This window comes from Corynebacterium gottingense, from assembly GCF_002285125.1.
Lineage (GTDB): Bacteria > Actinomycetota > Actinomycetes > Mycobacteriales > Mycobacteriaceae > Corynebacterium > Corynebacterium gottingense.
This window is the reverse complement of the sequence record NZ_NSGN01000003.1, coordinates 23,927-38,965: the sequence shown is the minus strand read 5'-3', so window position 1 is coordinate 38,965 and position 15,039 is coordinate 23,927. Positions and strand designations below refer to the sequence as shown.

At 59.2% G+C, this 15,039-nt stretch carries 10 protein-coding genes and 1 riboswitch; of the genes, 4 read left to right on the top strand and 6 right to left on the bottom strand.

Annotated features, from left to right (window positions below):
• From CKJ82_RS03795 to CKJ82_RS12130, 3 genes are all read right to left on the bottom strand, one after another.
• Entirely contained in the window at positions 1-1,608 is a 1,608-nt protein-coding gene (locus CKJ82_RS03795) for a FliH/SctL family protein (protein WP_133064007.1), read from the bottom strand.
• 1,177 nt (positions 1,609-2,785) lie between these two features.
• Positions 2,786-4,924, bottom strand: coding sequence for a hypothetical protein (locus CKJ82_RS03790; protein ID WP_095537095.1), 2,139 nt, complete (start codon positions 4,922-4,924; stop codon positions 2,786-2,788).
• Between the two features lie 806 nt (positions 4,925-5,730).
• Positions 5,731-5,886 carry a helix-turn-helix domain-containing protein gene (locus CKJ82_RS12130; RefSeq protein ID WP_420838544.1) on the bottom strand — a complete coding sequence of 52 codons (156 nt, stop codon included), beginning with the start codon at positions 5,884-5,886 and terminating at the stop codon, positions 5,731-5,733.
• Positions 5,887-6,261: 375 nt separating this feature from the next.
• On the opposite strand from CKJ82_RS12130, the gene CKJ82_RS03780 reads away from it, so the two are divergent.
• The 3 genes from CKJ82_RS03780 (at position 6,262) to CKJ82_RS03770 (ending at position 9,634) form a co-directional block, all read left to right on the top strand.
• Complete coding sequence (locus tag CKJ82_RS03780) at positions 6,262-7,614, top strand: tyrosine-type recombinase/integrase (RefSeq protein WP_165765371.1); 1,353 nt, start codon at positions 6,262-6,264, stop codon at positions 7,612-7,614.
• A gap of 366 nt (positions 7,615-7,980) precedes the next feature.
• The gene (locus CKJ82_RS11750; RefSeq protein ID WP_158221641.1) at positions 7,981-8,142 is read left to right on the top strand and encodes a hypothetical protein; all 162 of its coding nucleotides are present in this window, start codon (positions 7,981-7,983) and stop codon (positions 8,140-8,142) included.
• A gap of 70 nt (positions 8,143-8,212) precedes the next feature.
• Positions 8,213-9,634 (top strand): purine-cytosine permease family protein, encoded by a 1,422-nt coding sequence (locus CKJ82_RS03770; RefSeq protein ID WP_095537092.1) that lies wholly within the window; start codon positions 8,213-8,215, stop codon positions 9,632-9,634.
• Here CKJ82_RS03770 and thiC read toward each other — a convergent pair.
• The 3 genes from thiC to CKJ82_RS03755 form a co-directional block, all read right to left on the bottom strand.
• Complete coding sequence (thiC, locus tag CKJ82_RS03765) at positions 9,631-11,403, bottom strand: phosphomethylpyrimidine synthase ThiC (protein WP_095537091.1); 1,773 nt, start codon at positions 11,401-11,403, stop codon at positions 9,631-9,633. The two genes, CKJ82_RS03770 and thiC, sit on opposite strands and share 4 nt — an antisense overlap.
• Positions 11,401-11,513: riboswitch (TPP riboswitch) on the bottom strand. (Overlaps the previous gene by 3 nt.)
• Before the next feature lie 18 nt (positions 11,514-11,531).
• A complete protein-coding gene (locus tag CKJ82_RS03760) occupies positions 11,532-11,768 on the bottom strand; it encodes a hypothetical protein (protein ID WP_095278931.1) in 237 nt (78 codons plus the stop codon).
• A 44-nt stretch (positions 11,769-11,812) separates the two neighbouring features.
• Positions 11,813-12,757 (bottom strand): cation diffusion facilitator family transporter, encoded by a 945-nt coding sequence (locus CKJ82_RS03755; protein ID WP_095537090.1) that lies wholly within the window; start codon positions 12,755-12,757, stop codon positions 11,813-11,815.
• 224 nt (positions 12,758-12,981) lie between these two features.
• Between CKJ82_RS03755 and CKJ82_RS03750 the strand changes: the two genes are divergently transcribed.
• Positions 12,982-14,754, top strand: a complete 1,773-nt coding sequence (locus tag CKJ82_RS03750) for a BCCT family transporter (RefSeq protein ID WP_165765370.1) — start codon at positions 12,982-12,984, stop codon at positions 14,752-14,754.
• The last annotated feature ends 285 nt before the right edge of the window (positions 14,755-15,039 follow it).

Below are 15,039 nucleotides of genomic sequence, written 5' to 3'. Positions count from 1 at the left end.
CTATTCACCCATGTCCCTGGCGGATGGTCGGTTGACGTCAGGGTCTGGCTCCAGCGCGTACGGATCGACGCCATGTTCTTCCGGTGCCGGTGACCACGACAGGCGTTTGGGCCGCACAAGTTCATCACGGTAGACCTTCGTCTCGGCCTCAATTTGCTTCTGGTCGGCGTAATCGCGGACCCCCTCGATGATCTTCTCGAAGTCGCGTATATACGCCTTACGCTGCTGCTCTAATTCTTTCGAGGCTTTCTGGAATGCCTTGGAGTACGACTTGTGCGCCCTGTTGTAAGCACTCTCATAAGCATCTGTGTAGGCATCGTCGTAACCGGTTGTAAAACCCTCGTCCCGGCCCCTCCAGAAGCCTTCTTCTTCGCCAATAGCGTGGCCATCGGGCTTTCCATCCTTAACGCCCTTGTAGTACCCGCTTGCGTAGCCTTTCTTGTGCCCCGTCTCTCGGGCTTGATCCCTGGTCTTTCGGTTCTGTGCCTTGCGTTTGGCCATGTAGGCCTTGCTTTCTTCCTCAAACTCGCGCTGACGCTTGACGATGAGCTGCAGCAACAGGGCAAGCGCCATTGCTGCCTGGCGCTGCTGTGCATGCAGGCTTTGCGATTGGGCTTGCAGGCTGGACTCGCGCTTGTCGAGGTCAGCAGCCCTGGTCTTCAGCGAGGCCCCGAAATCCTCCAGATCCGCAGAGGCGGAATCAAGCTCGCGTTCGCGCTGCATATTGCGCTCTGTGTGGAGGTCAATGTCTGACCATGCCTCCTGCAGGGCCATGTACTCATCCTTAGATAGCCCACTGCCAGCACGGGGTGAGTTTTCCATCTCAATGTCGTAGCCCTTGTCGCGCATGAACTCCTTCATCTGCTTCTGCAGACCAGCAACCTTGACGCGACCGCTAATTACCTTTCCGCGTTTGTTCTCGTTTGGGTGATCCTCCGGATAACGCAGATCGCGATGCTGTGACCATGTTTTGGAAAACGCCGATTGGAGCATTCCGGGAGATTTTGAAGAAGGGGCGAAACTGTCCGCGAAAATATGTATGTGTGGGCGTGACTCATCGAAATTCAGTGCAAATCCATGTATCGCCTGCTGGCCCCCAGGCAATACCATTCCGAAGTATTCCAACACGTCCTGGAAATATTGATTTACAGCTTCTGGGTCCTTTGCAACCCAGCGTGATCGCATTAACGGCTCGCCATCTTCGTCATACTTTATGTCGCCGTTTTCGTCACGTCGGTAATACACGTTCGGTATTTCTCGCAGAAGCGAAATTGGTGCGTAAACAATAAACGTCGAGTATTCGTTCTGATTATCACGAGGCGCTCGATCTATTTGGAGATTGCGCCATTCTGCGTAGTGGACAACATCGCTGGAATCCATGCAGAGGTTGAAGCTACCGTCACCGTCGTTGACGAAAGCAAGGTTCTTCTCAGTCTCTGCGGCAATGATGGAGTCGTTCCGCTCGGCGTATTTCGCCACCAACTGGGGGTCGAGGTGGCGCATGCATTCATCGAGAAGGGCCTTTCGGCCGGTTGTTTTCGACTCCCTCTCACCGAATGCGTGGTGCTCGACGTGAAAGCCGGTACGTGATGCGTGATCTGGTTTCATGGTTCTGGTCCGTTCTGTGAAAATTCAATTGAACATGAGCCGCACCACTCATGAAAAGAAATCTACACTACCCCAGAATCACTTGTCAACAACCAATCGGGACAAATTTGCTAAAGGTGAGTTTGTGGTTTTGGTAGAATAACGGAATATCGCAGCGTAACCGTTGTAAACATGAGATCGGGACGGGGGAGAAACATGTGCAAAAGCGGCTCTAGTACGTGCAGCTGCACATGGGGCCACGACCGCGAGATGTCTACCCGTGTTCCTAGGGAAATGCGTTTTGAAACACGCGATTGCAGCCGGATTACGTGGTGCCTTCCGAGTAAAAAGCCTGTCACCTGCATATTTGATGCTGTTTGCGGCACGAGGCGGGGCCTTTTTCGGGCCGTTTTCACGTTGAAAAGAGCCATCGGACTGAAATCGGCCTCTAAACCCGCAGGTCCTGAACCCCGATTTTGGCTCCGGACTGAAATCGGCTTTGTACCGGCCTCGACTCGCAATCCACGCCCTGGGGGAGGCGTTTTGCGCTGTTTCAGGCCCATTTCAACGCCTCTGCGGCGTTGAACCAATTTTTCTGCACTTGGGGACCCCTCGCAGGCTATGCCGGGTCCCTGGCCAAAACCTTGCTGCGCTGCGGTTTTGTCCTCCCCGGCATAGCCTGCCCCCAAGTGCAGAAAAATTGTGATAGCCCCGTAGGACAAATCGGCGCTCCGCTGGATTTGTCTCACGGGGCCCTTGCAGGGGGCTACCGGCTGACGCCGGAGGGCACCCACAGGCCACACTGCGCCCCCGACACTGCATGTGTTCGTGTCGGGGGCTTGGTGGCGCTGTGAGCGCCTAAACGGGCCCAGTCGGGCCCAACACTGCGCGCACTCGTGTTGGGCCCTTTGTGGGCATTGGAGCACCGACCGCGCCCGCCCCGGGCGCTAGTGGTGCAGGGGTGATCCTGGCGGGGCGATGGAGCTTGCCACCGACCACATTTGGTCGCCCCAGGGCATGTACGACAACCAGTAAATGTGCCGTTATCGCAGATCTGCCACAATTTGTGGTGAAACTGCCACAAATTGTTGAGAAAAGCGATGAAAAATCTCGAGAAATTTCATCAGATTTGGGCTGCTTGCTGTCTCGCTACCATTACGGCAATGGCATAGTCTGCATTTGAACAACGTATGTGAAACTAGAATGGCTTAAATAAATCCGGGGGTGTGTCACGAAGTTCAGGGATAGATTTCTCTAATTCACCAGTCCATAATGCATACATCTCCCAAACCTTACGTTTGATTAGTGGATCATCATGGTTCGCATGTTGAAATTTAGCCAATTCTCCTTTGACCTCATTAAACTTGTGATTCTCAAACGTATTCCAACAGGGCGCCCATCTGGACAACTTCCACATATTCGACAGTGAATCTGTGAGATTGCAGTATTCTAATATTTGATAATAGTGGTTCTGTGTTTCATGGATATCATCTCCCGGTGAATACTTGTTCCATTTGGACATCGAAAGGAGAATGAGTTGTAAGTGAGTATTAACCTCTTTGACGCTAGGAAGAAGGGCTACCTTCTTTGCTACAAGTAACTTCGAGTCATCGTCTCGGGTGACGAACTTCCCGTTCTCGTCTATGTCTCCAGATGGCCCTAGGTCATCACTGAACACCGCTGGGGGCGTCGGTGTTGATGGCGCTGTAGGTAGTTGCTCGATTGGCTTTGGAGCAACGGCATTAGCACTCGCTGTGGCGCCCTCCGTCGGGTCTGCAGGTCTCTCAGCGACTGCTAGTGTCTCTGGGGCCTGCTGTGTCTCTTGGGGCTCTTCTACGACCTCTGCCTCAATGATTTCAGGGTCTTCTACGGCGTTGCCTTGGGCCTCCAGACTGAATGTGGCATAAAAGTCCTCTGGTGCCACACGTGGTGTCATGCGCTCCCGGACCGCAGCATCCGCTGCAGTGAGCTCTTTAAGCTGTTCGTGCTCAAGGCGCTCCACGCTGGCTTTGACAACCTCATTGTTGGGGTGGTGGCTCGCCTCTTCCATCACCTGTCGCAAGTTTTGCCGGACACGATTTCCAGCGCGGAAGCCTGACCCCAGAGCATCATCGCCTAGGACCTCTTCGAGGATGGAAACCTTGAAACTGTCTGTGTCGACCTCAACCAAAATGGGGAAGGTGCGCCCAAGCTCCCGGCTTGCATCATCATGGCCCTGGATCACTTTGGTGAACTCTTGGAGCAGCTGTGCTTTGAACTGCTCTAACGGCATCTCGCTCATTACTACGCACGTATCGTGTAGAAACGCTGTCTCACCCTGCGAGGTCTTGACGAACCGCGCGTTATCGAACTGATCGGGTTGCCGCTTGAAGAAGCTGACCAGCTGCTCGCTGCCACCGAGTGCTTTCCTGATCGCATCTAGGCTAAAACCTCCCCATTGGGTCCCATGCTCCACACCGCGCAGCATCACCAGCCGCTCACCCTCGTACCGGCTTAGAGCCTCCAAGGTGTCCTTTTCGAACTCCTTCTCCCTCTCCCAGCCGTAAACATCGAAATCGGGGATACGGAAGTCGAAGACCTCTTGCTCGCTGCCGGCCAGCACCTGAGCTGCAGCTTTGCAGAAGGGTGCCGCGTCGAAGCTGTCTTCAACCTGCAGGTAGAACACGAGGCGATACGAAGGTGGGCGCTGCGTAACAAGGTAGGCGTGTCGCGCGCTGCGCAGGCGCTTTGCATCTACCTTGGCGCCGAGCTGCAGCGCCTCCTTGGGCATGATCTCTCCTCGGGCCACTCGCGCATAGGGGTCGTTGGATTGCCTTCGCGGCGCGTTGGGCTTGCCCATAAGCTTGTACCGCTCATAGCCTGTTTCCCAATCCCACCCTGGCGAAGTTACAAGATCTTCACGAGTGTACGGCTCCTTGTTCGCATGCTGCGGTGCATCGTGCAGCATGTACTCGATAGCAGGGTAGAAGTGCTTTTCTGCACCAGCGTGCTTCCAGACCTTCTCCTCGGGCACGCCGAAAATCTCTGCCCATTGCGAGCGAGTACGGGCACGTTTTGAGCGATGCAACATTACAACCAAGTGAATGTGTGCCTCTGGCGTACCAGGCTTGTGGACTATGAAGACGTAACGGTCCGCGCCTATTTGATCTAGCGCACGTTGTACAGCCTCTACACTCCACAGCTGTTGTCCAGTAGCCGGGTTTGTCAGGTACTGCATTATCGATACGCATCGAGACGTTTCGGTGTTCCAGTAATGCTTGTTTGTCATGTCCACATCGTACACTTTTTTGCAGAGGTACACAATGGGTAAAAAGTGTACCCGGAGGGTGTACATCATATATATGCCCAGCGTATGTCTTGTGTATGCACCGTACACATTCGATGTGTGCGCGAGGCAAAATGTGTACTTGTGTACCCGCCCGCACTGGCGCAGTGTGGACCAGCTCGCAGGGGTAAACGTGCTGCAAGCTGGCCCAATGGCGCCCTTGGGTACCGATACCGGGGGAACAACGTGCGCCGGGGTGATGCTCAAACAGAAGCCGAACATGGCATTGGAAAGCGAACAGCATCCGACTGGCGCGTACACATTCAAAAGTGTATCGGGTGTATACCAAGGAAGTGTACGGCCCGCGGGTGCGCGCACGCACGTCTATTTATGCTGGTAAATGGACATGTGCTTGTGTGTTCGTTTTTCCGCAGGTACACAAATACACTTTGTGCATACATATAGACCAGTAGTAACTTTAGAAAAGTTTTGAAAAAAAGTGCGAACGGGCGAACACGGCCTACTTTTGCCACTATTTTCCCAGCTCACGGCACCTTTGTGGCTGTTCGGCCCAAAAAACCGGTGAAAACGAACGTCTAGCAACACGCCTGGTCAGGGAGGGGATATGTGTTCGTCCGATTCTCGCGAAAAACCGCACGCTGTCTTTTGTGGGTCCAAGGGACTGCCTTCGCGGGACTCGCTGCAGCAAGTGCGCGCTGCTCGCGGTAGTGGTCAAAGCAGCTCGCTGCCCGGGTGTCGAGTGCCCAACAAACACTGCGACGCTTTCCGCCCTCAGCACGGTAGGGTGCACTGCGACCAAAACAACACCCCCGACAGAGGCTTTGTCGGGGGTGTTGTTGTGTATCGACTACAAGGTGTCAGTAGTGGCTATCGATCCAGTCTTCTAGGTCTTGCGTCCTGTAGATCACTTTGCCGCGTACTTTTGTGAACGGCGGGCCGCTGCCCTCAGAGCGCAAATTGGCCAAGGTCTTCATGCTCAAGCCCACAAACGCCGCAGCGTCTGCTGTGCTCATGGCGTAGACTGACATAGGTTCTGTCTCTGCAACACGCAGCGTCTTCACGTCTTCTGACATGGGAAAATCACTCTCTGTAGATCCAAGAGTGCCCACGTCATCTCGCTGGCAGTACGTCTACTGTGTGCCCAGCACCGGTTGCTTTACTCTTCTGCCGTGCTCGTTCACACCCAACCGCTGGTGCTCACACGGCAACTCGGCTCCTACATCGAGCGCGGGCGAGTGGCCACCTCGTTGTCCCCGCACTGGCACTTGAGCGTTGTGCTCACACGAGACTATACATCCTTACGGTTCCCTGTGCTACCCTGCGATTCCCGATACAAAACAACAACGACCCCTTTACTGTCTCGCTAGTACACAACTAGAATGGGTCTCATGAGTATAAAAAAGAGAACAAAAAAGGGTGCAGCGCGCACGAAGCTAGCGCCCGGTGAGCACTCAATTGACCGCGCAGCAGTGCAAACGAAACCAGGCGGTGTCAAGGTCATCCGTTGGCAAGGCACGCTTCCTGACGGCAAGAAAATCCCACGGCAAAAGACGGAGATGACCACACGCTCAGATCGTGCGCTTCGCGACAAAGCGAAAGCAAGGTGGGAAGCCCTGGTGCAAAGCCAGCATTCCACCGTCGAGAGCACGATGGCTATGACCCGCTACATCGATGACGTGGTTTCGCCTGCGCTTGAGAAAGCACTGGCATCCGAGCACATCAAACCGAAGACGTACAAGCGCCATGCTTTGTCGCTGAAGCACCTACGCAGCGCGTTTGACGGCTACAGCATCAGTGATGCTGTGCGTTTTCGAACCATGGAGCGCGCGCTGATCGACATTGCCTACGCCCACGGGCACGAGTCCGCACGTCAGTGTCGTACAGTCCTATCGAAATACATCCTCGGTTCGCTTCGTCGTGATGAGCTCATTCAGGGCAACCCGTTGGCAGGCATGTCCATCGATCTACCGAAGGTGAAGAAGACCACCAAGGGCTCGTCCAGCGACGTCACCCTGACGCTAGAAGAGTACGAGCGAGTGGTGGACCACTTGCTTGAGCGCGACACGACAGTGCCGCTGCCACCGGGAACCGACAGGCGCGGTTCGTCAATTAGACTGCACCAAAACATCGTGCGCGCAGCACTCATCCAAGCTGGTATCGGACTTCGCATCGGTGAAGTCGTGGAGCTGCGTTTTAGCGATATGGCGGTCGATGCAGACAATCACATGCTTGCCCCAGTTAGCCCAGAGAAATCCAAAACGCATCGAGGCCGAAACGTCCCCTTGGTCAACCCTCGTATCGAGGAATACATCACCAAGCTTGCGCGCTCTAGCAATCCAGATGACTTGATCGTCGGTGCGCCAGCTGATCCGACAAAGGTGTGGGACTCCAACGCGGCCAGTAAAGCTGCCACCAAGCTTTTCAAGGACATGGCCAAGGTGCTCAACATGCCGAAATTGGCGCAGATGACGTCGCACTCCTGGCGTGCCACCCTCAACACCTTGACTGCCCCCTTCATCCCGCTCGAAGTACGCGCTGCGTACTTCGGCCACTCGCAGGAGGTCAATATCCGCTACTACACGGACATGACAGCGGTGGATCTGATGCGCGGTGCGCTGCAGTCCCAAACGGACGCCGACGATGCCGCTGAGCCGGATGGAGACACCCAGGCGCCTCAGCCGCGACTTACCGTCGTGACTGAGGAAGAGCCGTCCGCCGATGACCCCGACATTGCGGTCTAGTGGGGTGCTTTTGCCAGCTTCAAATCGTCCCTATAAGCGTCCCTATAGATGCGGGAGGCATAGGGTTCCCTAGAGTTCCCTAGGGTTCCTGCCCCTATTAAAAGACCAGCTCAGCGGGGCTAACTTGCCAGGGTATCGAACTGGATACGAATAACCCAGAGTTCGTAGGTTCGAATCCTGCCCCCGCTACCACTTTTTAGCCCCTCACCAGCAGTGATGCCGGTGAGGGGCTTTGTGCTGCGCGGTGAGACATATCCAACACCCCGTGCCCTGGGGAAAGACTCATAACAGGTCTACGCTGGGGAGTAGGAAAGGACCAGTACTTTTCCGCCGCACGAGCTACTTCGAGTCGAAAAGAGCACGACCATGAGCATCGAGACCTACGCAGACATCGCCATGATTGTCATCTTCATTATCGCCACGGTCGTGTACCTCAAGTATGGCGGTAATGAGTACAGCTACGACGCGAACGGCAAGCTGGTCCGCGAACCCGCCCCGGAACCCGCTCCGCAGCCAAAAGCGGCCTAGCCCGCCGCTGTGTGGAATAAAAGTCGTTGAAACGGCCCACGGTTGGGAGTCGTGGGGCTAACCTGCTGCTATGGAAGGCACACCACTTATAGAATCCCGCGGGATCGACATCGTCCCGGAATCCGAGCGCACGGCAAAGCCGTCTGACCTGTTTTGGCCGTGGTTCGCGGCCAACATCTCCGTCTTCGGTATCTCGTACGGCTCGTTCATCCTGTGGTTCGGCATCTCGTTCTGGCAGGCGGCTCTCGTCACCGCAGTCGGGGTGACATTCTCATTTTTTCTCTGCGGTCTTATCGCAGTTGCGGGCAAGCGAGGCTCCGCGCCAACGATGGTTCTCTCGCGTGCCGCGTTCGGCGTGCACGGGCAGAAGGTGCCCGGCATCATTTCCTGGCTCACCTCCATCGGGTGGGAGACGTTCCTTTCCATCATGGCGGTGCTTGCTACGAACACCGTGCTGCGGCAGCTCGGTGCGGACCCGGGCACGGCTGTCACCGTCATCGCCACCGTCATCGTCGCGGCCCTTATCGTGGCGGCTTCTGTCCTCGGCTACCACACCATCATTCGGATGCAGTCCGTGCTCACGTGGCTCACCGGCGCGGTCACCATCATCTACGCGGTGCTCGCCATCCCGCACATCGACCTGGACGCCATCCGCGCTATTCCGGCCGGGCCGGCAAGCGCCGTGGTCGGTGCGCTCGTGATGGCAATGACCGGCTTCGGCCTGGGCTGGATCAACATCGCCGCCGACTGGTCGCGCTACCAGCGCCGCGACACCTCCGACGGCGCGATCATCTTCTGGAACACGTTCGGCGGCTCCGTCGCCACGGTGGTGCTCATTGTCTTCGGCCTCCTGCTTGCTGGCTCGGATGCATCGCTTGCCGACGCCATCGCGCAGGACCCCATCGGCGCACTCGCCGTCATCTTGCCCACCTGGGTGCTGGTCCCGTTCCTGATCACGGCGGTGCTGGCCCTCGTGTCCGGCGCGGTGCTCGGCATCTACTCGTCGGGCCTGACGCTGCTCACGCTTGGCATCAACATTCCGCGCCCGGCGGCCGCGGCGGTCGACGGCGTGATCCTGACCGTCGGCACGATCTGGGTCGTCTTCTTCGCCCAGGACTTCCTCGGCCCGTTCCAGTCGTTCCTCATTACCCTGGGCGTGCCGCTGGCGAGCTGGGCGGGCATCCTCATCTCGGACATTTATAGCCGGAAGCAGGACTACGACGAGGCCGCGCTCTACGATCCAGCGGGGCGCTACGGCGGGGTGGATGTGGCGTCGATAAGCATTCTGACGATTGCTTCGATCCTGGGGTGGGGGCTGGTGGCCAACGCGTTCTCGGAGGAGGCGGCGTGGAATAACTGGCAGGGATACCTGCTCCCCCTGGTGGGGGAGCAGTGGGCCGATGCGAACCTGGGCGTGCTTGTGGCGCTGGTGTTCTCGCTGGTCGCGGCGTGGGTGGTGCGCCGCGGGCGAGTGCGCGCGCAGGAGCGTTAGTCGGCGCGCAGGTAGACCTGGGAGCCTTCCTCGCGGAACTTCTCCGCCATCTGCTCCTCGCCGACCGCGAGCGTCGGGATGCCGAGGTTCTGGATGGTCTGCTGCGTGTCAGCGTCCAGGACGGCGTCGATCTTGTCGCCGAATTCGTCGCGGATGTCCTGGGAGATGCGCATGGAGCAGAACTTCGGGCCGCACATGGAGCAGAAGTGCGCGGTCTTCGCGGGCTCGGCAGGCAGGGTCTCGTCGTGGTAGGCCTGCGCGGTGTCCGGGTCCAGGGAGAGTGCGAACTGGTCCTCCCAGCGAAACTCGAAGCGGGCCTTGCTCATCGCGTCGTCCCAGTCGCTCGCGCCCGGGTGGCCCTTTGCCACGTCAGCGGCGTGCGCGGCGACCTTGTAGGTGATCACGCCGGTCTTCACGTCGTCCTTGTTGGGCAGGCCGAGGTGCTCCTTCGGGGTGACGTAGCAGAGCATCGCGGTGCCGCCGGCGGCGATGTTTGCCGCGCCGATGGCGGAGGTGATGTGGTCGTAACCGGGCGCGATGTCGGTGACCAGGGGGCCAAGCGTGTAGAAGGGGGCACCGCCGCACCACTCTTCTTCCTTCTCGTTGTTGAGCTGGATCTTGTTCAGGGGCACGTGGCCCGGGCCCTCAATCATGACCTGGACATCAAAGTCCCAGGCGCGCTTGCATAGCTCGCCGATGGTCTTGAGCTCGGCGAACTGGGCGGCGTCGTTGGCGTCGGCGATGGAACCGGGGCGCAGGCCGTCGCCAAGCGAGAAGGCGACGTCGTACTGAGCGAAGATCTCGCAGAGCTCGTCGAAGTTCTCGTACAGGAAGCTCTCCTTGTGGTGCGCCAGGCACCAGCCGGCCATGATCGACCCGCCGCGGGAAACGATGCCGGTCACGCGCTTCGAGGTCAGCGGCACGAAGGGGAGACGCACGCCGGCGTGGATGGTCATGTAGTCCACGCCCTGCTCGCACTGCTCGATGACCGTGTCGCGGAAGATCTCCCAGGTCAGGTCCTCAGCCACGCCATTGACCTTCTCCAGTGCCTGGTAGATCGGAACCGTGCCGATCGGGACGGGGGAGTTGCGCAGGATCCACTCGCGGGTGGTGTGGATGTCATTGCCCGTGGACAGGTCCATCACGGTGTCGGCACCCCAGCGGGTGGCCCAGCGCAGCTTGTCCACCTCCTCGCGGATGGACGAGGTGACCGCGGAGTTGCCAATGTTGGCGTTGATCTTGGTCAAAAACGCGTTGCCGATGATCATCGGCTCGCTCTCCGGGTGGTTGATGTTGTTCGGGATAATCGCCTTGCCCGCGGCGACCTGCTCGCGGACCTTTTCCACGTCGCAGTGCTCGCGCAGCGCCACGAACTCCATCTCCGGGGTGATTTCCCCGCGGCGGGCGTACGCCATCTGCGTCACGCGCTTGCCTTCCGTGGCGCGCAGCGGCGCGCGGCGGGCTCCGCGCCACTCCTCGGAGGCGGCGCCGCGCTTGGCGGCACGGGTGCCGTCGTCAAGCAAATTGCGCTGGCGTCCCTCGTACTCCGCAACGTCGCCGCGGGCGGCGATCCACTCGCTGCGCAGCGCGGGCAGGCCCTCTTCCGGCTCGGCCCAGGGGCCGCGGGTGCGGTAGAGCTTTACGGGCTCGTTCGGGCCGGTGGGGGAGTCATCCAGCGCGACCGCGGTCTCGGGGACCTCGAGTCCGTTCTTACGCAGCGGTGCGTAGCTGTGCTTGCGGTGGATTTCTTGAGCGTAGGCGTCAGTCATGACACTCCTTCAACTTCCTTCGCCGGTGCTAACCGGACAGGTTCGGACGGTGCCCGCGCGGCATGTAGCGCGATCTCAGCCCCTACCTTGGGGCGCCCGTGTGGGATTGCGTAAACGAGTGTAGCGGCTTACAGGACTGCTCCGCCATTGAGGTAATTCACGTACCGAACCGCGTCATCCTTCGAGTAGAGGTAGCGGAAATCCGGATCGCTCGGGTCCTCGTCCGCGTTGCGGGGTGCGAGGCCTACGTTTTCGGGTGGAAGCGGTGCATCGCACCACCCGCCACCGGGGTTGTAGAAGCCAACAACGTATCCACGGCAGTGCGTGCCGTGCGGGTAGGAATCCATGGTTTGTGTGACCCACATGATTGACCTTCCTTCCACTGTGTTCACACCTCAGAATACCCGTCTTACCTGCTGTTTGTCAGCGAATCTCCAAAAATGGGACCCGTTCGAGTGGTGTAGCCAAACGGCTCGACGTGCACGATCGTCTCTGCGGCGCCGAGCGAATTTGCAATGCCGGCTTCGATCTCGTCGGCGTGGGCGTGCGCGTACGACACCGTCCACTCACCAGGCACCTGCATGACCAAGCTGATCAAGCGCTCGCGACCAAACGCAGCCGTACGTACGGAGGTAAACGCCACCCCGTTTTGCTCGGCAAACGTGTCTAGGAAACTATTGACCTTGGCCAGCTCCTCTTCCGGCAGGGCCTCCGAGAGCAGGCTCAGGATGGCGCTGCGAAGGAGTTTGTAGCCGGTGAAGAGGATGTTTGCGCCAACCAGCAGCGCGACGATCGGGTCGAGGACCTGCCAGCCGGTCAGCGCCACGAGCGCCATGCCGACAATCACGCCGACGGTGGTCCACACGTCCGTGAGCAGGTGTTTCCCGTCCGCCTCCAGGGTTGCCGAGCGGTAGCGCTTCCCGCCGCGGACGAGCGCGTACCCGGCGGCGGCGTTGAGCACGGCGGCGACGACGGAGAACAGTAATCCCACGCCGAGCTGCTCCACTGGCTGCGGAGTGATCAGCCGTTCCACGCCGGTGTAGATGATGGCCACGGCCGCGACGAGGATGAGCGAGCCCTCCACCTGGGCGGAAAAATATTCAGCCTTGGAGTGTCCGAAGTTGTGGTTCGCGTCCGCCGGCTTCGCGGACAGCTTGAGCGCCCAGAGGCTGACGACGGCGGCCACGAAGTTGATCACGGTCTCGATCGCGTCCGACATGAAGCCGACGGAGCCGGTGACCCAGGCAGCGACCATCTTGAGCGCGATGGTGAGCAGGGATACCGCGATGGAAAGCCACATGAAGCGTTCCAGGATCTTTTGCTCTTCTTGGAGTGAAGGGGGCAATTCAGGCATGCGAGTGTCCTCCCACAATTGGGGCGCTTCGGCGCCGTACGTGCAACGGTCCGAAGGTCTCGCTCACTCCAATCCGGAGCCGGCTGCCCGGGCGCATGCGCCAGTATGTCGAACAACCGATTGCGGGCTACTCCCCTTCGACGGAGAGAGAGTGTAGCAGGGCGTCGATAAGCAAGTGCCCTACAATGGTCACCGATTTGAGTTCCCAACGATTGGAAAACACCATGGCACGCAAGCGCGGCCTTCAAACTGATCCGGTGATCTTCGGGGCATCGCTCGGCTTCATCGTCGTCTTCGTGGCGGCAACGCTGGCGTTCGGTGATCGTGCCCGCCAGCTCTACAGCTCGATCTCCGGGTTCCTGATGGACAACTTCTCCTGGATGTACATCGGCGGCATCTCCGCAGTGTTCATCTTCCTGATCGTCATTTTCGTCTCCCGCTTTGGCAACATGCGGCTTGGCGACGACGAAGACGAGCCCGAATACAGCTACCCAGTCTGGTTCGCCATGCTCTTCGCCGCCGGCATGGGCGCGACGCTCATGTTCTGGGGCGCCGCGGAGCCGCTGAACCACGCGTACAACCCGCCGCGCGGCGATATGGAACCGATGAGCCGCGAGGCGATCGTGCAGGCCTTCGAGTTCACGTACTACCACTTTGGCATCCACATGTGGGTGATCTTCACCCTGCCCGGCCTGGCCATCGGGTACTTCGTGTACAAGCGCAAGATGCCGGCGCGCATGTCGTCGATGTTCGCTCCGCTGCTCGGCGGTCGGGTGTACGAGACGCCGGGCAAGCTTCTCGACGCCCTGGGGATCATCGGTACCATCTTCGGCCTCGGCGTCTCTGTGGGCCTTGGCGTCCTGCAGATCTCCGCGGGCCTGAACATTCTGTGGGGCGTGCCGCTCATTACGCCGGTGCAGCTGGGCATCATCCTGTTCATCACCATCGCGGCGTGCCTGTCCGTGGCCACCGGCCTGGACAAGGGCGTGAAGATCCTGTCCAACGTGAACATCGGCGCGACGATCTTCCTCATGCTCTTCGTGCTCGTCTCCGGCCCGACGCTGGCGCTGATGGGGCAGATCACGGAGTCTTTTGGCATCTACGGCAACTCGCTGCCCGAGCTGATGTTCTGGGTGGACTCCTACAACGACAACCCGGGCTGGCACGCTACCTGGACGGCGTTCTACTGGGCCTGGACGATCTGCTGGTCCCCGTTCGTGGGCATGTTCTTCGCGCGCATCTCGCGCGGCCGCACCGTCCGCGAGTTCATCGGCGGCACCATCCTGCTGCCGACGGTGTTCGACCTGATCTGGTTCTCCATCTTCGGCCGCGCCGCGATGGAGATGGAGGCTGAGGACCCGGGCGTGCTGACCAAACCCGTGGTGGAGGACGGCGACACCCCGCGCGCCCTGTTCTCGCTGCTGGCGGAGTACCCGCTGTACGCGGTGACCGGCGCGGTCGCCCTGTTTGTCATCGTGATGTACTTTGTCACCTCCATGGACTCCGCCGCGCTGGTGGTGGACATGTTTGCCACCGGCGAGGAGAACAAGTCCCCGGTGTTCTACCGGGTTGGCTGGGTTATCGCCGTCGGCCTGGTGACCGGCGCGCTGCTGTTTATCAATGACTCCGGCATCCAAGCCCTCCAGGAGGTGGTGATCATCATCGCCTTCCCGTTCTTCATTACGTACTTCATCATGATGTGGTCGCTGGTCAAGGCGATGACGGACGACTCCGCCGCCGCCCGCCGCTACCGCTCCCGCCAGTGGGAGAAGACCGACACCGCGGAGAAGCTGGAGGAGGGCGAGAACAAGCCCGCGCCGGGCTACGACTCCGAAGGCAACCCCGTTGACCGGCCCGAGTTTGAGTACGACGCGGAGGAGGGGACCTGGCGCCTCGAGGACTCCCTCATCCTCGGCGAGGATGTGCAGGTCTCCGGCGACGGCGAGCCGAAGGCTGGTTCCAAGGTCAACTGGGTGGAGCAGGAAGACCCGAAGTAGGCGCGATCGGCGCCGAAGGCTGAGAAAACTGCGCAATGCGTAGTTTTCTCAGCCTTTTTCGTGTCGTGAGTGGAGAACTGGAGTTTGGGTTCCGCAGCGCATTCGAACATATGCTGAGGAAACTGCGCATTGCGTAGTTTCTGTGAGTCTGCCGAGCTGAGGGCAGCTTCTCGACGCCCACATCTCCGGTTGTTATAGCACATAACAGCAGGTAAACGGCGTGTTCGGGCGGGGTGCTACCGTGTTGCATACAACCAAAACCTCGACCATCCCACCTCCCGAAAG

What these genes read in the sequence shown, in the direction of transcription:
- CKJ82_RS03795 (WP_133064007.1), bottom strand. Translation starts at nt 1,608, where the DNA reads ATGAAACCAGATCACGCATCACGTACCGGCTTTCACGTCGAGCACCAC.
- CKJ82_RS03790 (WP_095537095.1), bottom strand. Translation starts at nt 4,924, where the DNA reads ATGATGTACACCCTCCGGGTACACTTTTTACCCATTGTGTACCTCTGC.
- CKJ82_RS12130 (WP_420838544.1), bottom strand. Translation starts at nt 5,886, where the DNA reads ATGAGCACAGCAGACGCTGCGGCGTTTGTGGGCTTGAGCATGAAGACC.
- CKJ82_RS03780 (WP_165765371.1), top strand. Translation starts at nt 6,262, where the DNA reads ATGAGTATAAAAAAGAGAACAAAAAAGGGTGCAGCGCGCACGAAGCTA.
- CKJ82_RS11750 (WP_158221641.1), top strand. Translation starts at nt 7,981, where the DNA reads ATGAGCATCGAGACCTACGCAGACATCGCCATGATTGTCATCTTCATT.
- CKJ82_RS03770 (WP_095537092.1), top strand. Translation starts at nt 8,213, where the DNA reads ATGGAAGGCACACCACTTATAGAATCCCGCGGGATCGACATCGTCCCG.
- thiC (WP_095537091.1), bottom strand. Translation starts at nt 11,403, where the DNA reads ATGACTGACGCCTACGCTCAAGAAATCCACCGCAAGCACAGCTACGCA.
- CKJ82_RS03760 (WP_095278931.1), bottom strand. Translation starts at nt 11,768, where the DNA reads ATGTGGGTCACACAAACCATGGATTCCTACCCGCACGGCACGCACTGC.
- CKJ82_RS03755 (WP_095537090.1), bottom strand. Translation starts at nt 12,757, where the DNA reads ATGCCTGAATTGCCCCCTTCACTCCAAGAAGAGCAAAAGATCCTGGAA.
- CKJ82_RS03750 (WP_165765370.1), top strand. Translation starts at nt 12,982, where the DNA reads ATGGCACGCAAGCGCGGCCTTCAAACTGATCCGGTGATCTTCGGGGCA.